The 23,471-nt window shown below is 73.1% G+C and carries 19 protein-coding genes and 1 riboswitch; of the genes, 15 read left to right on the plus strand and 4 right to left on the minus strand.

The window, feature by feature from the left end; genetic code table 11:
• The first annotated feature begins 456 nt into the window (after positions 1–456).
• The 6 genes from JGS22_RS20770 (at position 457) to JGS22_RS20795 (ending at position 6,961) form a co-directional block, all read left to right on the plus strand.
• Complete coding sequence (locus JGS22_RS20770) at positions 457–780, plus strand: integration host factor, actinobacterial type (RefSeq protein WP_211040440.1); 324 nt, start codon at positions 457–459, stop codon at positions 778–780.
• Between the two features lie 95 nt (positions 781–875).
• Entirely contained in the window at positions 876–1,433 is a 558-nt protein-coding gene (gene gmk, locus JGS22_RS20775; RefSeq protein WP_211040441.1) for a guanylate kinase, read from the plus strand.
• Between the two features lie 29 nt (positions 1,434–1,462).
• Entirely contained in the window at positions 1,463–1,735 is a 273-nt protein-coding gene (gene rpoZ / locus JGS22_RS20780; protein WP_211040442.1) for a DNA-directed RNA polymerase subunit omega, read from the plus strand.
• 172 nt (positions 1,736–1,907) lie between these two features.
• The gene (coaBC, locus tag JGS22_RS20785; protein WP_211040443.1) at positions 1,908–3,125 is read left to right on the plus strand and encodes a bifunctional phosphopantothenoylcysteine decarboxylase/phosphopantothenate--cysteine ligase CoaBC; all 1,218 of its coding nucleotides are present in this window, start codon (positions 1,908–1,910) and stop codon (positions 3,123–3,125) included.
• 264 nt (positions 3,126–3,389) lie between these two features.
• Entirely contained in the window at positions 3,390–4,604 is a 1,215-nt protein-coding gene (metK, locus tag JGS22_RS20790; RefSeq protein ID WP_211040444.1) for a methionine adenosyltransferase, read from the plus strand.
• A gap of 206 nt (positions 4,605–4,810) precedes the next feature.
• Entirely contained in the window at positions 4,811–6,961 is a 2,151-nt protein-coding gene (locus JGS22_RS20795; RefSeq protein ID WP_211040445.1) for a primosomal protein N', read from the plus strand.
• A 176-nt stretch (positions 6,962–7,137) separates the two neighbouring features.
• On the opposite strand, the gene JGS22_RS20800 is transcribed toward JGS22_RS20795, so the two are convergent.
• Positions 7,138–7,644, minus strand: coding sequence for a hypothetical protein (locus JGS22_RS20800; protein ID WP_211040446.1), 507 nt, complete (start codon positions 7,642–7,644; stop codon positions 7,138–7,140).
• 354 nt (positions 7,645–7,998) lie between these two features.
• On the opposite strand from JGS22_RS20800, the gene fmt reads away from it, so the two are divergent.
• From fmt to JGS22_RS20820, 4 genes are all read left to right on the plus strand, one after another.
• A complete protein-coding gene (gene fmt, locus JGS22_RS20805; RefSeq protein WP_211040447.1) occupies positions 7,999–8,931 on the plus strand; it encodes a methionyl-tRNA formyltransferase in 933 nt (310 codons plus the stop codon).
• Between the two features lie 234 nt (positions 8,932–9,165).
• A complete protein-coding gene (locus JGS22_RS20810; protein ID WP_211040448.1) occupies positions 9,166–10,593 on the plus strand; it encodes an RsmB/NOP family class I SAM-dependent RNA methyltransferase in 1,428 nt (475 codons plus the stop codon).
• Positions 10,594–10,626: 33 nt separating this feature from the next.
• The gene (rpe, locus tag JGS22_RS20815; RefSeq protein ID WP_211040449.1) at positions 10,627–11,310 is read left to right on the plus strand and encodes a ribulose-phosphate 3-epimerase; all 684 of its coding nucleotides are present in this window, start codon (positions 10,627–10,629) and stop codon (positions 11,308–11,310) included.
• A gap of 285 nt (positions 11,311–11,595) precedes the next feature.
• Complete coding sequence (locus JGS22_RS20820; RefSeq protein ID WP_236073227.1) at positions 11,596–12,585, plus strand: sugar-binding transcriptional regulator; 990 nt, start codon at positions 11,596–11,598, stop codon at positions 12,583–12,585.
• A gap of 120 nt (positions 12,586–12,705) precedes the next feature.
• Here JGS22_RS20820 and JGS22_RS20825 read toward each other — a convergent pair whose 3' ends face one another.
• Entirely contained in the window at positions 12,706–14,499 is a 1,794-nt protein-coding gene (locus tag JGS22_RS20825) for an acyl-CoA dehydrogenase (RefSeq protein WP_211040451.1), read from the minus strand.
• 266 nt (positions 14,500–14,765) lie between these two features.
• Here JGS22_RS20825 and JGS22_RS20830 point away from each other — a divergent pair, with 266 nt between their 5' ends.
• The 5 genes from JGS22_RS20830 (at position 14,766) to JGS22_RS20850 (ending at position 20,474) form a co-directional block, all read left to right on the plus strand.
• Complete coding sequence (locus JGS22_RS20830; protein WP_211040452.1) at positions 14,766–15,089, plus strand: putative quinol monooxygenase; 324 nt, start codon at positions 14,766–14,768, stop codon at positions 15,087–15,089.
• Between the two features lie 300 nt (positions 15,090–15,389).
• Positions 15,390–16,829: a GuaB1 family IMP dehydrogenase-related protein gene (locus tag JGS22_RS20835; RefSeq protein WP_211040453.1), complete on the plus strand. Its 1,440-nt coding sequence runs from the start codon at positions 15,390–15,392 to the stop codon at positions 16,827–16,829.
• A gap of 173 nt (positions 16,830–17,002) precedes the next feature.
• A complete protein-coding gene (locus tag JGS22_RS20840) occupies positions 17,003–17,458 on the plus strand; it encodes an Lrp/AsnC family transcriptional regulator (protein WP_211040454.1) in 456 nt (151 codons plus the stop codon).
• Between the two features lie 311 nt (positions 17,459–17,769).
• On the plus strand, positions 17,770–18,561 hold the full coding sequence (locus tag JGS22_RS20845; protein WP_211040455.1) for a carbon-nitrogen hydrolase family protein: 792 nt from the start codon (positions 17,770–17,772) through the stop codon (positions 18,559–18,561).
• Positions 18,562–18,752: 191 nt separating this feature from the next.
• On the plus strand, positions 18,753–20,474 hold the full coding sequence (locus JGS22_RS20850; RefSeq protein ID WP_211040456.1) for a flavin monoamine oxidase family protein: 1,722 nt from the start codon (positions 18,753–18,755) through the stop codon (positions 20,472–20,474).
• Between the two features lie 216 nt (positions 20,475–20,690).
• On the opposite strand, the gene JGS22_RS20855 is transcribed toward JGS22_RS20850, so the two are convergent.
• Together JGS22_RS20855 and JGS22_RS20860 are read right to left on the minus strand one after the other, a co-directional pair.
• On the minus strand, positions 20,691–21,365 hold the full coding sequence (locus JGS22_RS20855; protein ID WP_211040457.1) for a DUF5995 family protein: 675 nt from the start codon (positions 21,363–21,365) through the stop codon (positions 20,691–20,693).
• A gap of 273 nt (positions 21,366–21,638) precedes the next feature.
• Entirely contained in the window at positions 21,639–22,910 is a 1,272-nt protein-coding gene (locus JGS22_RS20860; protein ID WP_211040458.1) for an MFS transporter, read from the minus strand.
• Positions 22,911–23,292: 382 nt separating this feature from the next.
• A riboswitch (FMN riboswitch) is annotated at positions 23,293–23,423 on the plus strand.
• Positions 23,424–23,471: the final 48 nt, after the last annotated feature.

A 23,471-nucleotide genomic window follows, 5' to 3' on the forward strand; every position in this document is an offset into this window, starting at 1 on the left:
GGGCTCGGCTGCGCCCGGCTCGGTGACGCCCCGGGCTCGGCTCCGGCTCGGCTGAAGCTCGGCGTCGTCGTCGGAGCCGGGGGCAGGGACGGGCCGGTGACGATCATCCGCCGGGCCGGAAAAGGGACAGGCAGAACTCCCCTCACGGGCTACCGGCGCGTAGGAAACCCAAGTCCCCTGCGTCACCGGACGGTTCGACCCGATCGCTGCCCCTTACAGGAAGAACTTCCTGCTCTGTTCTGTCCGGATATGTCCAGGTCGACTTGAGTCTGACCAGGACTTTTCCGCTGTTCTCGCTGACTCCGGGCGACTCTGGCGCTAGTCTCCGACGTGGACACCGCGCACAGGTGCGATGTCCACAGTTCCGCAGGTGCGGGGCCTGCCGGGTCCCGCATCCGAGTCGCAAGGCTCACGCGATCCATGTATCCGACCGTTCAAATCTGAGGTGACGAAGGCGTGGCTCTTCCGCCCCTTACCCCTGAACAGCGCGCAGCCGCGCTTGAGAAGGCCGCCGCGGCTCGCCGGGAGCGCGCCGAGGTCAAGAACCGGCTTAAGCACTCCGGAGCCTCGCTCCAGGAGGTCATCAAGCAGGGCCAGGAGAATGACGTCATCGGAAAGATGAAGGTCAGCGCTCTCCTGGAAAGCCTGCCGGGCGTCGGCAAGGTCCGCGCCAAGCAGATCATGGAGCGGCTCGGCATCTCCGAGAGCCGTCGTGTCCGTGGTCTGGGCTCCAACCAGATTGCCGCCCTGGAGCGGGAGTTCGGCACCCCGGCGGGCTGAGTCCCACCCGTACGGGCGCCGCGGGGTGAGGCCGGAGTGCGACTCCGGAGCACCCCCGGGGCCCAGGCATTCCAGAAAACCGGGATAATCGCTGTATGAGTGAACGCCCGCGGCTGACCGTGCTCTCCGGCCCCTCCGGGGTCGGCAAGAGCACGGTCGTCGCTCATCTCCGCACCGTCCACCCCGAGGTCTGGCTCTCGGTCTCGGCCACGACGCGCAAGCCCCGCCCCGGCGAGCAGCACGGCGTCCAGTACTTCTTCGTCGACGACGAGGAGTTCGACAAGCTGGTGGCCAACGGCGAGCTGCTCGAATGGGCCGAGTTCGCAGGCAACCGCTACGGGACTCCGCGGCGGGCGGTCCTCGACCGCCTGGACGCCGGGGAACCGGTCCTCCTGGAGATCGATCTCCAGGGCGCCCGGCTCGTGCGCGCCTCCATGCCCGAGGCCCGCCTGGTCTTCCTCGCGCCGCCCAGCTGGGACGAGCTGGTGCGCCGCCTCACCGGAAGAGGCACGGAGACGCCCGAGGTCATCGAGCGGCGCCTGACCGCGGCACGCACCGAGCTCGCGGCCGAGCCGGAGTTCGACACCACCCTGACCAACACCTCCGTCGAGGACGTGGCAGCCGAGCTGCTAGCCTTGATGCGCGTCAGCTGATCTCTTTCACCACCTTCGGAAGGCACAGAGTGTCCTCTTCCATCACCGCGCCCGAGGGCATCATCAACCCGCCGATTGATGAGCTGCTCGAAGCCACCGACTCCAAGTACAGCCTGGTGATCTACGCCGCCAAGCGCGCGCGTCAGATCAACGCGTACTACTCGCAGCTCGGTGAGGGCCTTCTCGAGTACGTCGGCCCCCTGGTGGACACCCACGTCCACGAGAAGCCGCTGTCGATCGCGCTCCGCGAGATCAACGCCGGCCTGCTGACTTCCGAGAAGATCGACGCCCCGCCGCAGTAGGCGCACAGCGCCGCGGCAGGCGCCCATGCCTGACCGCCTCGGGCCCGGTAGCGTCGCTGCCGGGCCTGAGGTGTGTCCCGGCGCGGGGTCCGGCCGGGCCGCTGCCGCGCGGACGAGCACCCACCTGCCGAGCGATCGCTCGATCGCGCAAACTGCTCCGGGGAGACGGACGATGGACAAGCCCAAGGTCGTTCTGGGTGTGAGCGGCGGGATCGCCGCGTACAAGGCGTGCGAGCTGCTGCGCAGGCTGACCGAGAGCGGACACGACGTGCAGGTCGTCCCCACCGAGTCCGCGCTGCACTTCGTCGGCGAGGCGACCTGGGCCGCGCTGTCCGGCAAGCCGGTCGCGACCGGGGTGTGGAAGTCGGTCCAGGACGTACCGCATGTGCGGATCGGCCAGCAGGCCGATCTGGTGGTCGTCGCCCCGGCCACCGCGGACCTGCTCGCCCGGGCCGCGCACGGACTCGCGGACGACCTGCTGACCAACACCCTGCTCACCGCCCGCTGTCCGGTCGTCTTCGCGCCGGCCATGCACACCGAGATGTGGGAGCACCCCGCCACCCGGGAGAACGTCGCCACGCTGCGGCGCCGCGGCGCGACCGTGGTCGAGCCCGCGGTCGGCCGGCTGACCGGGGTGGACACCGGACGGGGCCGACTGCCCGACCCGGCCCGCCTCTTCGACGTCTGCCGGCGGGTGCTGGCGCGCGGAAACCGTGCGACGGACCTGGCCGGCCGGCATGTGGTGATCAGCGCCGGCGGCACCCGTGAACCGCTCGACCCGGTGCGTTTCCTCGGCAACCGCTCCTCGGGCCGGCAGGGGTACGCACTGGCCACCACCGCGGCGGCGCGCGGCGCCCGGGTCACCCTGGTCGCGGCCAACTCCGCGCTGGCCGACCCCGAGGGCGTCACCGTGGTCCGCGCCGGTACGGCCCTGGAGCTGCGTGAGGCGGTGCTGATGGCCGCGGCCGACGCCGACGCCGTGGTGATGGCCGCCGCGGTGGCCGACTTCCGGCCGGCCGTGTACGCCGAGGGGAAGATCAAGAAGCGCGAGGGAAGCGGCCCCGCGCCGATCGAGCTGGTGCGCAACCCCGACATCCTGGCCGAACTCTCCGCCGAGCGAGGCCGGGAGGGGCAGGTGGTGGTCGGTTTCGCCGCCGAGACGGATCAGGTGCTCGCCAACGGCCGCGCCAAGCTCGCCCGCAAGGGCTGCGATCTGCTCGTGGTGAACGAGGTCGGGGCGGAGAAGACGTTCGGTTCGACCGACAACGAGGCGATCGTCCTGGCGGCGGACGGCACCGAGGTCCCGGTGCCGCACGGCCCCAAGGAGGCGCTCGCCGACACTGTCTGGGACCTGGTGGTCGACCGCCTCACGGGCGGGACCCCCGGCTGAGCCCCTGGCGGGGCGGGGCGCACGGGCGGTGGTGCGGGTGGTGTCCACGGGGCGGGAGCGTCTTGACAGGTGCGCCGGTCAGGGCATGATGAGTCGTCCCACACCCTGTCAGTGCGTGGGACGGTTCGGTGTCGGTTCGTGAGACACCCGGTCCGTACGGCAGTACTACCGATAAGCTGTCGCCAGGACCGCCACCGAAGGGGCGCAGCCCCCGGCGGTCCGTTAATGATTCAGCCAGCAGCCGCTGCAACCTCAGGGAGCGATGTGTCCCGCCGCCTGTTCACCTCGGAATCTGTCACCGAGGGTCACCCAGACAAGATCGCTGACCAGATCAGCGACACCATTCTCGACGCTCTCCTGACCCAGGACCCGTCGTCGCGCGTCGCCGTGGAGACGCTCATCACCACGGGCCTCGTCCACGTCGCCGGAGAGGTGACGACCAAGGCGTACGCGCCGATCCCCTCGCTCGTCCGCGAGAAGATCCTGGAGATCGGCTACGACTCCTCCAAGAAGGGCTTCGACGGAGCCTCCTGCGGAGTGTCGGTCTCGATCGGCGCGCAGTCTCCCGACATCGCCCGGGGCGTGGACACCGCGTACGAGAAGCGCGTCGGCGGCGAGGCCGAGGGTGACGACCTCGACAAGCAGGGCGCGGGCGACCAGGGCCTGATGTTCGGGTACGCCTGCGACGAGACCCCCGAGTTCATGCCGCTGCCGATCACCATCGCGCACCGGCTGTCGAACCGACTGAGCGAGGTCCGCAAGAACGGCACCATCCCCTACCTGCGGCCCGACGGGAAGACCCAGGTCACCATCGAGTACGACGGTGACAAGGCCGTCCGTCTGGACACCGTGGTGGTCTCCTCGCAGCACGCCTCGGACATCGACCTCGACTCGCTGCTCGCTCCCGACATCCGCGAGTACGTCGTCGAGCACGTCCTCGGCCAGCTCGTCGACGAGGGCATCAAGCTCGACACCGACGGCTACCGCCTGCTGGTCAATCCGACCGGACGCTTCGAGATCGGCGGCCCGATGGGCGACGCCGGCCTCACCGGACGCAAGATCATCATCGACACCTACGGCGGCATGGCCCGCCACGGCGGCGGCGCCTTCTCCGGCAAGGACCCGTCCAAGGTGGACCGTTCGGCCGCGTACGCGATGCGCTGGGTCGCCAAGAACGTCGTGGCCGCCGGCCTCGCCTCGCGCTGCGAGGTCCAGGTCGCGTACGCCATCGGCAAGGCGGAGCCGGTCGGTCTCTTCGTCGAGACCTTCGGCACCGCCAAGACCGATGTGGCGAGGATCGAGCAGGCCATCGCCGACACCTTCGACCTGCGGCCGGCCGCGATCATCCGCGACCTGGACCTGCTGCGTCCGATTTACGCGCTGACCGCCGCCTACGGCCACTTCGGGCGCGAGCTGCCCGAGTTCACCTGGGAGCGGACCGACCGCGCGGACGCGCTGCGCGTCGCCGCCGGCCTGTAGTCCCACACCTGTTCCACCGTCACCCGCCGCGGCTGCCGCCCGGCGGGTGACGTGCGTGCGGACGGGAGCCGCCGGACACCTCCCGGGCCGCCGCCGACACCGCGGTGCCGGCCTCGGCGTGCGGACGACCGCGCCGGCCCGAACAAGCCGGTGGGCGCCGGTCCGTGCGCCGTCGGCTGTCGGTGGCCTCTGTCAGACTTGGGCCCGTGAGCAGCGGAGACGGGGATCGCGAGGGGGCGGCGGCCGAGAGCGGCCCCCCGGAGCAGCTTGCGCTGATCCGGGAGACGGTGCGCGAGCGCAAGAAGCTGCCGAAGGCCAAGCCCCGCACCTGGCGCGGCGCGGCGACGGCGGAGTCTCTGCCTGTCGCGCGGGTGCTGGTCGACAAGGGTCTGGTGCATCTGGACCGCTACTTCGACTACGCGGTGCCGGCGGCGCTGGACGCCGAGGCACAGCCGGGCGTGCGCGTACGGGTGCGGTTCGGTGCGGGGGAGCGGGACGGCCGGCGCGAGGGCGGGCGGCTGATCAACGGATTCGTCGTCGAGCGGGTGGAGCACAGCGAGTTCCCCGGCGTGCTGGCGCCGATCGCCCAAGTCCTCTCCGCCGAGCCGGTGTTGACGCCCGAGCTGCTGGAGCTGTGCCGTGCCGTGGCCGACCGGTACGCCGGCGCCCTCGCCGACGTCGTACAGCTGGCGGTGCCGCCGAGGGTGGCGCGGGCGGAGAAGGGCGGCGGCGGGCAGTCGCCGGAGCCGCCCGCCCCGCCGGAGCCGGGCGGCTGGCAGCGCTACGGCCAGGGCGCGGAATTCCTCGCGGCGCTCGCCGCGGGGGGCGCCCCGAGAGCGGTGTGGAGCGCGCTGCCCGGCCCCCAGTGGCCGCAGGAGCTGGCCCGGGCGATCGCGGCAGCGCTGGCGTCCGGGCGCGGCGCCCTGGCGGTGCTGCCGGACGGGCGGACGGCCGCGCGGGTGGACCGCGCGCTGACGGAGCTGGTCGGTCCCGGCCACCATGTGCTGCTCACCGCCGACGCCGGCAGTGAGAGCCGCTACCGTCGCTGGCTGGCGGTCAAACGCGGCGCCGTGCGCGCGGTGGTCGGCACCCGGGCGGCGATGTTCGCCCCGGTCGCCGACCTCGGCCTCGCCGCGATCTGGGACGACGCCGACGCCGCGCACAGCGACGACCACGCCCCCCAACCGCACGCCAGGGACGTACTGCTGCTGCGCGCCGCCCACGAGAACGCGGGGCTGCTCCTCGGCGGCCACCAACGTTCCGTGGAGGGCGCGCAGTTGGTCGAGACCGGCTGGGCGGCGGAGCTCGCCGCGCCCCGCGAGACGGTGCGGGCGCAGGCGCCCCGGATGCGTACGGTCGGGGACCGGGAGGAGGCCAGGGACGTCGCCGCGCGCACCGCCCGACTGCCCTCGCTCGCCTGGGAGGTGGCCCGGGAGGCGCTCGCGCTCGGCCCGGTGCTGGTCCAGGTGCCGCGCCGCGGGTACGTGCCCCGGCTGGCCTGCGCGCGGTGCCGGGAGCCGGCACGCTGCGTGCACTGCCGGGGCCCGCTGATGGCGGGCGAGGCGGACGGCGCGCCGAGCTGCTCCTGGTGCGGTCTGGACGCCGCGGGCCGGCAGTGCCCGGTGTGCGGCGGCGTCCGGCTGCGGGCCAGCGTGGTCGGTGCGCGGCGCACGGCGGAGGAGCTCGGCCGGGCGTTCCCGAGTGTGCAGGTGCGCACTTCGGGGCGCGACCATGTGCTCGACACCGTGCCGGACCGGCCGGCGCTGGTGGTGAGCACGCCCGGTGCGGAGCCGGTGGCCGAGGGCCCCGGGTATGCGGCGGCGCTGCTGCTGGACGGCTGGGCGCTGCTCTCCAGGCCCGACCTGCGGGCGGCCGAGGAGGCGTTGCGCCGCTGGTTGACGGCGGCGGCGCTGGTGCGGCCCGGCGGGGAGGGTGGCACCGTGGTCGCGCTCGCGGAGCCGTCGCTGCGTCCGGTGCAGGCCCTGCTGCGGTGGGCGCCGGAGTGGCTGGCCGCAGCGGAGCTCTCGGACCGGGCGGAGCTCGGCTATCCGCCGGTCTCCCGAATGGCCGCGCTGAGCGGACCGCCCGCAGCCGTACGGGAGTTGCTGGCGCGCACGGAGCTGCCCGAGGAGGCGGAAGTGCTGGGCCCGGTGGAGCTGCCTGTGATCGAGCCGGGGCGTCCGCGCCGGGTCGGGGACCCGCCGGTCGGTGAGAAGTGGGAGCGCGCGCTCGTCCGGGTGCCGCCGGGCAGGGGGGCCGCGCTGGCTCTGGCGCTGCGCACCGCCCAGGCGGCGCGGCTGGCCAAGCGGGAGGGGCCGCCGGTGCGTATCCGGGTCGACCCGCCCGACATCGGGTGAAGCGCCCGACGTCGGGTGAAGCGCCCGACGTCGGGTGAACGGGCCGACATCGGGTGAACGGGCCCGCCGCGGCGTCGGGTTGACGTGCGGCGGGTGGGTGTCGTCCGGCCGTGTCGCCCGGTCGGGGCCCGAGCGCGCGTACGGCGGGGGTGGAAGGGAAGGAGGCGCAGCGCGGGTCAGCCGTTGCGCGGCCTCGGTACCACCTGGGAGCGTCCCTCGCCCGGAGTCGACTGGCCGGTCTGCGGCGCGGCGGCCACCGGTCCCGCGGCCTCCGTCGATTCGGCGGGGGCCACCGGCCTGCCGGGCGGCCCGGGCGGTGGGTAGGTGGCCCGCTCGGAGCGCCGGGCACCGTAACGCCGGTGCACCGCCTGCTTGGTGACGCCGAGGGCCGAGCCCACCGAGTCCCACGAGAAGCCGAGCGAACGGTCGAAGTCGACCGCCGCCGTCACCAGGGTCTCGACGTGCTCGCGCAGCTCCTGTGCGAGGGCGACGGTGGGTGCCGGGGCGCGGCCGTACACGACGAAGCCGGTCGACGGGCTGGTGCGGCGCGGCCGGTAGACGGTGCCGAGCTGGGAGGTGAGGGTGCGCATCGCCTCCACCTGCCGGCGGACCCGCTCGATGTCCCGTACCAACAGGTGCAGACTTGCGCGTGCCTGGGCGTCGAACGTGGCGTGGTCGGACATGGACTAGCCTCTCGGACCTGCGTCGGATGCGGGGCGCTGTCGGCGTCCCGGTGCTGCGTGATGACTGCCCCGTACATGTGCTCCGACGGATCGGTGCGACGGTCGGTGTGCGGGTGCCAGCGGTGTGCGGTGCTGCGAGTCGGCCCGGTGGTCGAGCCGGGGATGCCGACGGTCAAGGGGACTTGACCGGGAGAACGTCCTGACAAACGCCTCACTCGGCACACGGTCACGCTCAGGTGGTGCACGGCCTGCCGCGCACCACGTCCGCACCCCTGCACGCCCCCCGGGCGCCGGTGGGCGGGGACCGTAGACTGATGCGCCCGCCCGCGCAGTTGGAGAGGTAAAACCGCACCGATGAGGCTTGTCTTCGCCGGCACCCCCGAGGTCGCCGTACCCGCACTGGACGCACTGATCGCCTCGGAACGCCACGAGGTGGTCGCGGTGGTGACCAGGCCGGACGCACCGGCGGGCCGGGGCCGTCGGCTGGTGGCGAGCCCGATCGGCGAGCGGGCGGAGGAAGCCGGTATCGAGGTGCTCAAGCCCCGCCACCCCCGCGAGGAGGAGTTCCAGCAGCGACTGCGCGAACTCTCCCCGGACTGCTGCCCCGTTGTCGCCTACGGAGCGCTGCTGCCGCGCCCGGTGCTGGACATTCCCGCACACGGCTGGGTCAACCTGCACTTCTCCCTGCTGCCCGCCTGGCGCGGCGCCGCACCGGTGCAGCACGCGGTGCTCGCCGGCGACGAGATGACCGGTGCGGCCACCTTCCGCATCGAGGAGTCGCTGGACTCCGGCCCCGTCTACGGAGTCGTCACCGAGGAGGTGCGGCGCACCGACACCAGCGGTGACCTGCTCACCCGACTCGCCTTCGCCGGAAGCGGGTTGCTCGCGGCCACCATGGACGGCATCGAGGACGGCACGCTGCACCCCGTGCCGCAGGACGAGGGCGGGGTGACCCACGCGCCGAAGATCAGCGTCGAGAACGCCCGGGTCGACTGGAAGGCTCCGGCGCTGAGAGTGGACCGCGTCGTGCGCGGCTGCTCGCCCGCTCCCGGCGCCTGGACGCGGTTCGGCGGCGATCGGCTCAAGCTGATCCAGGCCACCCCCGACCCGGCCGTGACCGGGCTGGCGCCGGGCGAGCTGGCGGTCGGCAAACACACGGTGCACGTGGGTACCGGATCGCACGCGGTGGAGCTGCTGTGGGTCCAGCCCCAGGGCAAGCGGCCGATGAAGGCCGCCGACTGGGCGCGCGGCGCGCGGTTGGCCTCCGGCAGCACCCTGGGCGACTGACCGCCCGCACCGCCCCGACCGACCGCGCACCGCCCGCCTCCGCCCCGACCGACCGCGCGTTCCTGCACCGCCGCAACCCGCCTGCTGGGCCGCCGCACCCCGGCCGCGCTCCGCCGCCGCGGTGCGGGTGGGCGCGTGCCCCGCTTCCCGGCCGGCGACCGCGGGGTACCCGCCCGGCGGCGCGGCGTACGCTGAACGCGTTCGCACCGACCCACGCTCCGGAGCACCTTTCCCTTGACCGACCAGTCATCCCGCCGCCACCGCAAGCCCTACCGCCGTCCGCAGCGGGACCCCGTGCGCATCCTCGCCTTCGAGGCGCTGAGGGCGGTGGACGAGCGGGACGCGTACGCCAACCTCGTGCTGCCGCCGCTGCTGCGGAAGGCGCGCCAGGCGCCGCCGGGCCCGGACGGTTCGGCCTTCGACAGCAGGGACGCGGCGCTCGCCACCGAGCTGGTCTACGGCACCCTGCGCAGGCAGGGCACCTACGACGCGATCATCGGCCAGTGCGTGGACCGCCCGCTGCGCGAGGTGGACCCGCCGGTGCTCGATGTGCTGTCCCTGGGCGTGCACCAGGTGCTGGGCACTCGGATTCCGCCGCACGCCGCGGTGAGTTCGACCGTGGAGCTGGCGCGCTGCGTGCTGGGCGACGGGCGGGCGAAGTTCGTCAACGCCGTGCTGCGCCGGGTCACCGCGCACGATCTGGACGGCTGGCTGGAGCGTGTCGCCCCGCCCTACGACGAGGACCCCGAGGACCACCTCGGCCTCGTCCACGCCCATCCGCGCTGGATCGTCTCCGCCCTCTGGGACGCACTCGGTGGCGGTCGCTCCGGAGTCGAGGAGCTGCTGGAGGCGGACAACACCCGCCCCGCAGTCACCCTGGTCGCCCGTCCCGGGCGCTCCACCGCCGCGGAGCTGCTGGAGCAGCCGGACGCCGAGCCCGGACTCTGGTCGCCGTACGCGGTGCGCCTTTCCGAGGGCGGGGAACCGGGAGCGATCCCCGCGGTGGCCGAGGGACGCGCCGGAGTCCAGGACGAGGGCAGTCAGCTCGTGGCGCTGGCGCTCGCGGCGGCCCCGCTGGAAGGTCCCGACCGCCGTTGGCTGGACGGCTGCGCAGGACCGGGCGGGAAGGCGGCGCTGCTGGCGGCGCTCGCCGCGGAGCGCGGTGCGGCGCTGCTGGCCGCCGAGAAGCAGCCGCACCGTGCCGGCCTGGTGGCCCGGTCGCTGGCCGGCAGCCCGGGCGAGTACGGCGTTGTGACGGTCGACGGCACCCGGCCTGCATGGCGGCCCGGGACCTTCGACCGGGTGCTGGTCGACGTGCCCTGTACGGGACTTGGCGCGCTGCGCCGGCGGCCCGAGGCGCGCTGGCGCCGCCGCCCGGAGGATCTGGACGGCTTCGCGCCGCTCCAACGCGGCCTGCTCACCGAGGCGTTGCGGTCGACCAGGCCCGGCGGCGTGGTCGGCTACGCGACCTGCTCACCGCATCTGGCCGAGACCCGTGCGGTCGTCGACGACGTGCTGAAGAGCGAGTCCGCGCAGTGGATCGACGCCCGCCCCCTGCTGCCGGGCGTACCGGAGTTGGGCGAGGGGCCGGATGTCCAACTATGGCCGCATCGGCACGGCACCGACGCGATGTATCTGGCCCTGCTGCGTCGCACCGGTTGAGGGGCAGCGCCCGTCAAGGGACATACTGGAGCCATGGTTCAGATCAATCCCAGCATTCTCTCGGCCGACTTCGCCCGGCTCGCACAGGACGCGGAGCGGGTCGCAGGCCAGGACGGCGCCGACTGGCTCCACGTCGATGTGATGGACAACCACTTCGTACCCAACCTCACCATCGGTCTGCCGGTGGTCGAGTCGTTGAGCAGGGCGACGGCCACCCCGCTGGACTGTCATCTGATGATCGAGGAGCCGGACCGCTGGGCGCCGCAGTACGTCGAGGCGGGAGCCGGGTCGGTCACCTTCCACGCGGAGGCTGCCGCTGCTCCGGTGCGCCTGGCCCGCGAGATCAAGGCCAAGGGCGCCCGCGCGGCGATGGCGCTGAAGCCGGCGACGCCGATCGAGCCGTACGAGGACCTGCTGCCCGAGCTGGACATGCTGCTGGTGATGACGGTGGAGCCGGGCTTCGGCGGTCAGGCGTTCCTGGACATCATGCTGCCCAAGATCCGCCGCACCCGTCAGCTGATCGAGAAGCACGGTCTGGAGATGTGGCTCCAGGTCGACGGAGGGGTCTCCGCCGAGACGATCGAGCGCTGCGCGGAGGCCGGCGCGGACGTCTTCGTGGCCGGTAACGCGGTGTACGGCACCGACGACCCGGCCGCCGCGGTGCGCATGCTGCGGCAGCAGGCCGAGGAGGCCGGGGTGCGTGCCTGCCGGCACTGAACCGCCCCCGCACCGACCCTTCGCGCAGGCCGTGCGCGCGGGAACCGGTGTCGGCGCCGCAGGTCCGGGCCGAGGGCCGGGGCCCGCGCCCGCGGGCACCTCGCACCCGCGCGAGCCGCGCAGTTGCGGAAGCCGATACGCGCCACCGTCGCCCACCGGCGGGGCACCCGGCCGGTACTGATCATGGTCCCGGCGAATCTGCGAGGATACGTCCGTGCGTTGACGCGCGAGGGCGGCTAACAGCGAGGTGAGTTGCAGGTGTCGACGGGTCGGGCGGCGACGAGGATGGGGCCCGCGGAACTGATGCAGGCGGCGGCGATGGCGCGGCGCTTCTATCTGGAGGGCAAGTCCAAGATCCAGATCGCGGACGAGTTCGGGGTGAGCCGTTTCAAGGTCGCCCGCGTGCTGGAGACGGCACTCGAACGCGATCTGATCCGTATCGAGATCCGAGTGCCGGCCGAGCTGGACGCCGACCGCTCGGACGCGCTGCGCGCCCGCTACGGGCTGCGGCACGCGGTCGTCGTCGAGGCGCCCGCCGAGGCCGCCGAGGACGCGGCCGACCCGGAGAACCTCGGGGAGGTCGCCGCCGACCTGCTCGGCGAGCTGGTCACCGAGGGCGATGTGCTGGGGCTGGCCTGGGGGCGTTCGACGATCCACATGGCCACCGCGCTGCGCCGGCTGCCGCCCTGCACCGTTGTCCAGCTCACGGGCGTGTACGACGCGGGCACCGCCGACCGCGGTTCGGTCGAGGCGGTCCGCCGTGCGGCCGAGGTCGCCGGGGGAGAGGCACACCCGATCTACGCGCCGATGCTGCTGCCGGACCCGGCGACGGCCGAGGCGCTGCGTCACCAGACCGGTATCGCCGCCGCCTTCGAGTACTTCGACAAGGTGACGGTGGCGGCGGTCTCCATCGGCTCCTGGGAGCCGGGCGTCTCCACCGTGCACGACATGCTCTCGGAGCAGGAGCGGGCGCACTACGCCTCGCTCGGTGTCGCCGCGGAGATGTCCGCGCACCTCTTCGACGCCGAGGGGCGCCGGATCGGGCGGGACCTGGGAGAGCGCTGCATCACCGTGGAGGCCGACCGGCTGCGCCGGGTGCCGGAGGTGGTGGCGATCGCCGGCGGCGGGCGGAAGGCCGAGGCGATCAACGCCGTGCTGCGCTCGGGCCTGGTGACCAGCCTGGTCACCGACACCGCGGCGGCCGACCGGCTGCTCAAGGAGCTCAGGCCCGGCCCGCACCCGGCGCGCGAGCGCACCGACCCCGACGCCGCGTAGCCGCCCCGGCCCCGCGTCCTGTCGCGCGCCGTCCTGCCCCGGCTGCCCCGCGAGTGCCGCGAGACGGACCGCTCCCAGCAGATGCCCGGGGGCCGCCCGGGCCGGTCGGGGCGGCGGGCGTCAGAAGCAGTCGTCGGGGAGGTCGACGGCCGTCCGGTCCAGGCTCTCCAGCAGGTCGAACTGGGCTCGTGCGCGGGGCAGTTCGTGCCGGAAGAAGAACCGGCAGGCGCCCCGCTTGCCGTCGTGGAAGGCGCTGCCGTGCCCCTCGGCGGCCAGCAGCTGCTCCAGCCACATCCAGGCCACCACCACATGCCCCACGGCCTCGAGATAGACCGTGGCGTTGGCCAGTGCGGTCGCCGGATCGCCGTCGGCCCACAGCCGTGCTGTCACCCCGAGGGTGCGTGCGACGCATCCGTCCAGCTCCCGGGCGTACCCGGCCGCCGCGCCGCCTGCGTGGTGCGCGCGGGCTGTCGTCGCGGTGATCCGCTCGGCCAGCAGCCGCAGTCCGGCGCCGCCGTCCATGATCGCCTTGCGGCCCAGCAGGTCCAGGCCGTGGATGCCGTGGGTGCCCTCGTGGATCGGGTTGAGCCGGTTGTCGCGGTAGAACTGCTCGACCGGGTATTCGCGGGTGTAGCCGTACCCGCCGTGCACCTGGATGGCGAGGCTGTTGGCCTCCAGCCCGTACTGGCTCGGCCAGCTCTTGGCGATCGGGGTCAGCACGTCCAGCAGGGTCTTCGCACTGTCCCGGTCCTCGGCGTCCTCGGCCGTCCGCTGCTCATCGACCAGACGCCCGCAGTAGAGCGTGAGCGCCAACGCGCCCTCGACGTAGGACTTCTGGGCGAGCAGCATCCGCCGTACGTCGGCGTGGTCGATGATCGGCGTCTGCGGGGACCGGGGGTCCCTGACGCCGAGCCGACGGCCCTGCGGCCGGTTGCGGGCGTAGTCCAGCGCGTGCAGATAGCCGGTGTACCCGAGAGCGGCGGCGCCGAGACCGACACCGATGCGGGCCTCGTTCATCATGTGGAACATGTACGACAGCCCGCGGTGCGGCTCCCCGACCAGCTCCCCGAGGGCGCCGGGCGCGCCCTGGGGCGTGTGGGCGCCCTCGCCGAAGTTGAGCAGGGTGTTGGTGGTGCCCCGGTAGCCCATCTTGTGGTTGAGTCCGGCGAGCACCACGTCGTTGCGCTCGCCGAGCGAACCGTCCGCGCGCACCAGGTGCTTGGGCACGATGAACAGCGACAGCCCCTTCACGCCGGGCGGGCCGCCGGGGATGCGGGCGAGAACCAGGTGGACGATGTTCTCCGAGAGCTCGTGGTCGCCTCCGGAGATCCACATCTTGTTGCCGAACAGTCGGTAGCCGCCGTCGGGCAGGGGCTCCGCCCGGGTGGTGACGTCGGCGAGCGAGGAGCCGGCGTGCGGCTCGGACAGGCACATCGTGCCGAAGAAACGCCCCTCGACCATCGGCCGGACGTAGGTCCCGATCTGCTCCGGACTCCCGTGCGCGAGCAGCAGGTTGGCGTTGCCCATGGTCAGGAAGGGGTACGCGCTGGTGCCCACGTTCGCGGCCTGGAACCAGGCGAAGCAGGCGTTGGCCACGACGTTCGGCAGCTGCCCGCCGCCGACCGAGGCGTCCATGGTGGCGCCGGTCAGTCCCGAGCGGCCGAACGCCCGCAGTGCGTCGGCGACTTCGGGCACGGTGTGCACGCGCTCGCCGTCGAACGTCGGTTCCTGGTCGTCCGCCTTCCGGTTGTGCGGCGCGAAACGTTCCTCCGCCAGCCGGGCGCTCAGGTCGAGCACGGCGTCGAAGGTCTCGCGCGAGTGCTCGGCGTACCGGGTGCGAGAGGTCAGCTCGGTCACCCGGAGCCAGTCGTGGAGCAGGAAGTCGAGGTCGCGGCGGGACAGGAGCAGGGACATGCGCACTCTCCACGGGCTGGGCGGTGGCGGCGCACGGACGGACGCGCACCGGTCTGCGGTACTGGCGGCGCTCATGCTAAGCGCTTGCTCAGTGGGCTCGCCAGGCCCCTCGCCCGGACCTGCCGTCCCGGGCGCCGTCCGGTCGGCAACCGCGCGGTTTGCGGACGGCCGGTCGTTCGGGAAAAGCTCGGCTCGGCAGGACCGCCGGCGCCCCGGGCTCCGGCGCCCGGACCCCGAAAACCCAGACGGCCAGGAGGCAGCAGCGCATGATCTTCATCACGGTCAAGTTCCCGGTGAAGCCGGAGTACGCCGAGCAGTGGCTGGAGAGGGTGGACGCGTTCACCCGGGCGACCAGGGCGGAACCGGGCAACAAGTGGTTCGAGTGGTCCCGCAGCGTGGACGACTCGAACACCTTCGTGCTGGTCGAGGCGTTCGAGGACGACGCGGCGGAGGCGCACGTCAACTCCGAGCACTTCCGCACCGCGATGACCGAGCTGCGCCCGCTCGTCAGCCGGACACCCGACATCGTCAGCACCACCATCGAGGGCGTCGACGGCTGGAGCAGGATGGGCGAACTCGCCGTCGACTAGGGCCCGTCGGCCCGGGCCCGTCGACTAGGGCCCGTCGAACTCCCGGCGGGGCGCGGCCGGACTCGGTGCAGCGCCCCGAGTCCGGCCCCGGGGCTCCGGCCCCGGGCTCCGGGCCGTCCGGACGGGCCGTCCCGCCCGGGCGGTGTGCGCTGCGGCTCGTGGGTTCCTACCAGGGCGCCCGGAGGCCCTCTGGTGGATCGTCCCTGGGTGTTCGCGAGGGCGGCCGTGGGAGAATGAAGTACGTGCGTCTTCCTCCGGCGGCAGGCCGGAGGCCCTCCGATCGACTGGGATGTTCTGCACGTGCGATTCCTCAATGACCAGCGGCCCCCGTACGACCTGACGTACGACGACGTGTTCATGGTGCCGAGCCGTTCGGCGGTCGGTTCCCGGCAGGCGGTCGACCTGTCCGCACCGGACGGGACCGGCACCACCATCCCGCTCGTCGTCGCGAACATGACTGCCGTGGCCGGTCGCCGGATGGCCGAGACCGTTGCCAGGCGCGGTGGGCTCACGGTGATTCCCCAGGACATCCCGATCCCGGTCGTCGCCGACGTGGTCGAGTGGGTCAAGCGGCGCCACCTCGTGCTGGACACCCCGATCACCCTCGCGCCGCGGGCGACCGTGGCCGACGCGCTGTCCCTGCTGCCCAAGCGGGCCCACCGGGCCGCGGTGGTGGTCGAGGACGGGCGTCCGGTCGGTGTGGTGACCGAGAGCGACCTGGTGGGCGTGGACCGGTTCACCCAGCTCAGCGAGGTCATGTCGGGCGAACTCCTGCTGGTGGACGCCGACATCGAGCCCGTCGAGGCGTTCAACCGGCTGGACGCCGCGCACCGCAGGCTGGCACCCGCGGTCGACGCCGAGGGCCGGCTCGTCGGCATCCTCACCCGCAGGGGCGCCCTGCGCGCCACGCTCTACTCGCCGGCCACCGACGACCGGGGCCGGCTGCGGATCGCCGCGGCGGTCGGCATCAACGGCGAGGTCGCCGCGCACGCCCGGGCCCTGCTGGACGCGGGCGTGGACACCCTCGTCGTGGACACCGCGCACGGCCACCAGGAAGGCATGATCGAGGCGCTGAAGGCCGTGCGCGCTCTCGACCCGCAGGTTCCGATCGTCGCCGGCAACGTCGTCGCCGCCGAGGGTGTGCGCGACCTCATCGAGGCGGGTGCCGACATCGTCAAGGTGGGTGTCGGCCCGGGAGCGATGTGCACCACGCGGATGATGACCGGTGTGGGCCGCCCGCAGTTCTCCGCCGTGCTGGAGTGCGCCGCCGAGGCTCGCAGGCACGGCAAGCACGTCTGGGCCGACGGCGGAGTGCGCCACCCCCGCGATGTGGCCATGGCACTGGCGGCGGGCGCCTCGAACGTGATGATCGGCTCCTGGTTCGCCGGCACCTACGAGTCGCCGGGCGACCTCCAGCAGTCCGCCGACGGACGGCTCTACAAGGAGTCCTTCGGTATGGCGTCCGCGCGGGCGGTGCGGCACCGCACCGCCGAGGAGTCGGCGTACGCCCGTGCACGCAAGTCGCTCTTCGAGGAGGGCATCTCCACTTCGCGCATGTTCCTGGACCAGGCCAGGCCGGGCGTCGAGGACCTGATCGACTCGATCATCGCCGGGGTCCGCTCCTCCTGCACCTACGCCGGCGCCGGCTCGCTCGCCGAGTTCGCCGAGCGCGCCGTGGTCGGGGTGCAGAGCGCGGCCGGCTACGCAGAGGGCAAGCCGCTGCACGCCAGTTGGACCTGATCCCGCCGTCCGCCGGCGCGGATCCTCGTGCCGGCGGGCCGGGAGGCGAGGGTTCGGACGCCGTGCCGCCGCCCGCCCCGTGTTCTACTTCCCGGGGCGGGCGGCACCGGCTTCCCGCGCGGGCGGCGACACCGCCGCCACCTCGCCGAACGCAGAGAAGTGAACGACCCGCAGTGCGACTGAACGAACTCGACGAACGCATCGTCCACGCCCTCGCGGAGGACGCCCGCCGCAGCTACGCCGACATCGGAGGCCTCGTCGGCCTCTCCGCCCCGGCCGTGAAGCGGCGGGTGGACCGGTTGCGTGCCGAGGGCGCCATCACCGGCTTCACCGTGCGGGTGGACCCGGCGGCGCTCGGCTGGGAGACCGAGGGGCATGTGGAGATGTACTGCCGCCACAACACCTCGCCCGCCGACATCCGGCAGGCGCTCTCGCGCTACCCCGAGGTGGTGTCGGCCTCCACCGTGACCGGCGAGGCGGACGCCGTGGTGCAGATCTACGCCGCCGACATGCGCCACTTCGAGCGGGTGCTGGAACGTATCGCCGGCGAGCCGTTCGTGGAGCGCACCAAATCCGTGCTGGTGCTCTCCCCGCTGCTGCGCCGCTTCGGCGCGGGCACCCCGGAGTAGCGCCCGCCGCACCCGCCGGTGTGGCGCCGCCGCCCGACGAGTGCGAAGTTCCGTGAATCGCCCTGCCGTCCGCGCGCAGTCGTACGGGGCGAACTGCCGCCCCGACCGGCACGCGCCACACGCAACGAATTGCCGCCCTGCCGGGTATGCGCAGGCCTGCGCAACGAATCGCCGCCCAACGGCGGTTCGACGCAACGAAGGCGGTACGGATGCGCAAGGAAGGCGTCTTGTTCCGACGGGTGCGGCGGCCGTACCGTCGAAGGCGCCCGGGAAACGCCCGCCGGCCGAGAGTTCCCAGGTCACGAGGTTCCATGACAGCGCTGCGCATCGCCCTGTACCAAGGCCCGGGCGGCGTACCCGAGAGCAGGAGCGAGGCGCTGGAGGCGCTGGAGCGCGCGGCGGAGTCGGCCGCCGCCGCGGGCGCCGCACTGCTGGTGACCCCGGAGCTGTCGCTGACCGGTTACGCGCTGGGGGAGAGGGTGCGAGCCCTCGCCGAGCCCGCCGACGGGCCGGCCGCACGGGCGCTGTCGGCTGTCGCCGCCCGCCACCGCATCGCACTGGTCCACGGGTATCCGGAACTCGACGGCGACAGCGTCTACAACAGCGCCCAGCTCATCGGCGGCGACGGCACCCCGCTGGCGAACTACCGCAAGACTCACCTCTTCGGCGACTTCGAGAAGTCGGCCTTCGTGCCCGGCTCGGAACCGGTCGTCCAGACGGAGCTGGCCGGCGTCCGGGTGGGCCTGTTGATCTGCTACGACGTGGAGTTCCCCGAAGCGGTGCGCGCCCACGCCCTGGCCGGCACCGAACTGCTGCTGGTTCCCACCGCGTTGATGCGTCCCTACGAGTTCGTGCCGCAGACCCTCATCCCCGCCCGTGCCTGGGAGAACCAGCTCTACGTCGCCTATGCCAACAGGTACGGCACGGAGGGAGACCTCACCTTCGCCGGGCTCAGCGCGCTCGCCGCGCCCGACGGCACCGTGCGCGCCAGGGCGGGCGCCGGCGAGGACCTGGTAGTGGCCGACATCGACCTGGCGCTGCTTGCCGCCGCGCGGGCGGAGAACACCCATCTCACCGATCGCAGGCCCGAGTTGTACCGCTGACCCGATCCCCACGAGCCCCAGCACGGCAGGTCGCACCCGGCGAGCCACACACCTCCACGGCCCCGCGCCCGTACACGCCGAACCGAACACCGGCCGGCCCTGCGCCGGCGCCGTCCCGTGCGCACAGCAGCACACCTGTGAGCGCACCCACCGCAGCCCCGTCCACGCACCACCCGCAAGGAGACGCCCCGATGAGTGCCAACGTGCCCGCCGCCGTCCATGACGAGCACGCCGACGCCACCGAGCCGCAGGCGCCGATCACCATGTTCGGACCGGACTTCCCGTTCGCCTACGACGACTTCCTCGCTCACCCGGCCGGTATCGGATCGCTGCCGGCCACCGTGCACGGCACCGAGGTCGCGGTCGTCGGCGGCGGCCTGTCCGGCATCATCACCGCCTACGAGCTCATGAAGATGGGCCTGCGCCCGGTCGTCTACGAGGCGGACGAGATCGGCGGCCGACTGCGCACCGCGACCTTCGAGGGGTGCGAGGGCGAACTCACCGCCGAGATGGGCGCGATGCGCTTCCCGCCGTCCTCGACCGCCTTCCAGCACTATCTGGACCTGGTCGGGCTGGAGACCAAGCCCTTCCCGAACCCGCTGGCGGCCGACACCCCCTCGACCGTGGTCGACCTCAAGGGCGAGAGCCACTACGCGCGCACGGTGGAGGACCTGCCGGAGGTCTACCACGAGGTCATGCGGGCCTGGAACTCCACTCTGGAGGAGGGCGCCGACTTCACCGCCATGCAGAGCGCCATCCGCGAACGGGACGTGCCGCGCATTCGCGAGATCTGGTCGCAGCTGGTCGAGAAGCTCGACAACCAGACCTTCTACGGATTCCTCTGCGACTCGGCGGCCTTCCGCTCCTTCCGCCACCGGGAGATCTTCGGCCAGGTCGGCTTCGGGACGGGCGGCTGGGACACCGACTTCCCCAACTCCATCCTGGAGATCCTGCGCGTGGTCTACACCGGCGCCGACGACGACCACCGAGGCATCGTCGGCGGCAGCCAGCAGCTGCCGCGGATGCTCTGGGAGCGCGAACCCGCCAAGATCGTGCACTGGCCGTACGGGACTTCGCTCGACTCGCTGCACGAGCGCGGCCACCGGCCCGCCGTCACCCGGCTCGCGCGCACGGCCGGCAACCGGATCACCGTCACCGACGCCGACGGGGACATCCGCACCTTCCGCGCCGCGGTGTTCACCGCCCAGTCCTGGATGCTGCTCTCCAAGATCGACTGCGACGAGTCACTGCTGCCCATCGACCACTGGACGGCCGTCGAGCGCACCCACTACATGGAGTCCTCCAAGCTGTTCGTGCCGGTGGACCGGCCGTTCTGGCTGGACGCCGCGGTCGACCGGGACGGCAGGAAGACCGGTCGGGACACGATGAGCATGACTCTCACCGACCGGATGACCCGCGGCACCTACCTGCTGGACAACGGGCCCGACCAGCCGGCCGTCATCTGCCTCTCCTACACCTGGTGCGACGACAGTCTGAAGTGGCTGCCGCTGGACGCCAACGAGCGGATGGAGGTCATGCTCAAGTCGCTCGGCGAGATCTACCCGGACGTCGACATCCGCAGCCACATCATCGGCAACCCGGCCACCGTCTCCTGGGAGAACGAGCCGTACTTCATGGGCGCCTTCAAGGCGAACCTGCCCGGCCACTACCGTTACCAGCGTCGGCTGTTCACCCACTTCATGCAGGACCGGCTGCCGTCGGACAAGCGCGGGCTCTACCTCGCCGGCGACGACGTGTCCTGGACGGCCGGCTGGGCCGAGGGTGCGGTGCAGACCGCGCTGAACGCGGTCTGGGGCGTGATGGACCAGTTCGGCGGCGGCACGGACGCCACCAACCCGGGACCGGGCGACGTGTACGAGAGCATCGCGCCCGTCGAACTGCCGGAGGACTGAGCGGCGGGCAGGCGTCAGGGTCCGGCCGTGCTCCCCGAACTGCCACCTCGAGGCAACAGCCCGTGGCGGCGTGCGCCGTCGTGCGGCGTCGTGGGGTGAGGGCTCACGGTGCGTCCCGCGCGGTGAGGTGCCGCGGCAGCGGCCCGCGACGAGGTGCTGTGCCGACAGGCGGCGCCGCGGGGCCGACGGCTGCCGCCACCGGTGCCGTCGTGACTGCTACGGAGGCGTCAGCGGGGTCAGCAGCAGGGCCGCGGTGGTGCCTGCCCGCGCGGCCAGCTGCTCGGTGAACTCGGCAGCGCCGGTGGGCCGTTCGGCCAGCTGTGCGTAGATGCGACAGCTGGTCAGCGCCTGCTGGCGGGCCCGGTCGGCGTTCCAGACGCCGACCAGGTGGGTCAGCGGATCGGCCACCCGGAGCGCGGACCAGTACGGCGCCAGCCAGTCGTGCGCGGCCTCGTCCAGAGCCAGCAGCAACGGCTGTGCGGCACGGTGGAACTCCCGCTCCACCGTGCCCGGTTCACCGCCCGACAGGCGCGCAGTACTGCCGATCAGGGCCAGCGGCACGTCGTACCCGAACTGCGCGTTGAGCCCTGCCAGCGCGAACTGCAGCGGCGTCAGCCGCGGATGGCGGCGGAGGCGGAAGACCGGCCGCCAGCACGCCGCGAGCGGTCCGCCGCGCGCCTCCGCGTCCCACGCGGCCAGCAGACGGTCCGCCAACTCCCGCGCGAGGGCGCGTGCAGGGGGGTCGTCCGCGGCTCCCTCGGGATCGTCCACCGCGGCGAGCAGTACGCCCGCGCACACGGCGACCCCGTCGTCGGGCGCGAGCGCGGCGGTGCGGGTGCGCAGCCGGGCGAGCGGATCGTGCACGGACGCCACCACGGGGGAGACGGGCACGGGTGAGCCCGCCGCTGGAGGCGAACCGGGCCCGTCCGCGGGGCAGTTCGACTGCGGAGGTACCTGGTGTGGGGGAGGTGCCCAGGGAGCTGCCTTCATGAGCCGAAAGGCTGGCAGGGCGGCCGTCCCCGTGTGGCCTGCCGGCTGTGATACGCCCCGTTCGAGGGAGCGCACGCGAGATCGTCGCCGCGCACGCTCGGCCAAACGGGAGCGCACAGCGGTGCGTTGAAGCATCCGCGGGGCGCGTGCGGGACGACTGCGCGGGTGACGCCGTCAGTCGCTCGCGTTCCCCTCGTGCGCCACGGTCCGCCCGTCGCCTTCCGATCCGTGGCCCGCCTTTGGCCGCGGCCTGTCGGCGGGCGGGGAGGCGGCGGGAGAGGCGGCTGTGGTGTGCGGTGCGGTGCGCAGCAGGCCGGCGCCGAGCACCAGACCGCAGGCGAGGACTGCCACCAGGCCGAAGGAGAAGGAGAGGCTGCTGACTTCGGCGATCCAGCCGACCAGCGCGGGCGCGGCGAGGCCGGAGGCGTAGGCCAGCGTCGCCACCCCGGCGATCGATCGGCCCGGTACGTCCCCGACCCGGCCCGCGGCGGCGAAGCACAGCGGCACCACCACCGCGATTCCGACGCCCACCAGCGCGAATCCGGCCACAGCCGGTGAGGGCGTCCGGGCCGCGGTCACCACCGCGGCCCCCACCACCGCGAGGACGCCCCCGGCGCGTACCGTCGTCACCGCGCCGAAGCGGCGCACCACCGCGTCCCCCGACAGCCGCGCCACGGCCATCGTGGTGGCGAAGGCGGTGTAGGCACCCGCCGCGAGCGTGGGAGAGGAGCCGGTGACATCGCGCAGATAGACGCCGGACCAGTCCATCGACGCCCCTTCGGCGAAGACCGCGCACAGCCCGACCAGGCCGATCGCGAGCACCGCCCGGGGCGGCCGTACGAAGTGCGGCTGCGGCTCCACCGGTTCGGCGATCCGGTGGTCGGGGGTGCGGTTCACCACCAGCAGCACGGCCAGCAGCACGGGCACGACCAGCGCGGTGTGCAGCCTGCCGTCCAGCTCCAGATGCGTGGTGAGGGCGCCGACGGCACCGCCGAGCAGCGTGCCGACGCTCCACATCCCGTGCAACCCCGACATCACCGAGCGGCCCAACTCCCGCTCCACCTCGACCCCTTGGGCGTTCATCGCCACATCGAGCAGTCCCAGGCCCGCGCCGAGCACCAGCAGTGCCAGGCAGAGCCAGAGCAGCCCGGGAGCCAGCACGGGCAGCAGCAGAGTCCCGAAGCACCACACGATCGGAAGGCGCATCCCGGCCCGCGGCCCGTACCTGAGCGCCAGCCGGGGCGCCAGCGGCATCGCCAGCGCCGCCCCGACGGTGGCGCAGGCGAGCGCCAGACCGAGCAGCCCGGTGCCGACGTCCAACCGGTCGTGGATCCAGGGAATGCGAGTGGCGAAGGTGCCGCTGGCCACGCCGTGCGCGGCGAAGACCGCCCCGACAGCCGTACGCGCCCGGGGTGGCCGCGCCCCGGGAATCTCCGGCTGGGGCATGGCGAACTCCTCGGGCGGTGGGGGTGGGTGAGCGCTACGCCGCTCACCCCGTACCCACACGGGAGGCGGGGCACACGGGCGGCGGGCCACGGGCTGCGCCCCGGCCTGCCCGCTCGCGCCCACGCGTGCAGCCGGGTTTCCGGCCGCCCCGTGCCGCACCTGCGGGGCCCCGCAGGTGCCCGGCCGCCTCGCTCGGAGCCGGCACGGCCGCTGCCCCGCCCAATGACGCGCCGGAGCGCCCACGCGACGCCCGCGGAGCCGCGGGCCGTGCCCGCGATCCGGCGGGTCCGGTTTTCTTCCGCCCCGGCCTGTGAGAGACCGCACATGATCACCCCGCACCCGGACGCGCACTCCGTGGCACACTGGCCCGTATCAGTGACGTCAGCGCACTCCGGGGTCGGTGAAAGTCCGAACCGGCGGTTAAAGTCCGCGACCCGGCCGCAGCCAGCGGCCGGTTGACCAGGTGAGATTCCTGGACCGACGGTGAAAGTCCGGATGGGAGGCAGTGCGCGGCGGGCAGTTGCGGCGTTCGGTCCGCGGCGTGCCTCGCGTCCGGTCGTG

It is taken from the genome of Streptomyces tardus, assembly GCF_018101125.2.
Classification (GTDB): Bacteria; Actinomycetota; Actinomycetes; order Streptomycetales; family Streptomycetaceae; genus Streptomyces; species Streptomyces tardus.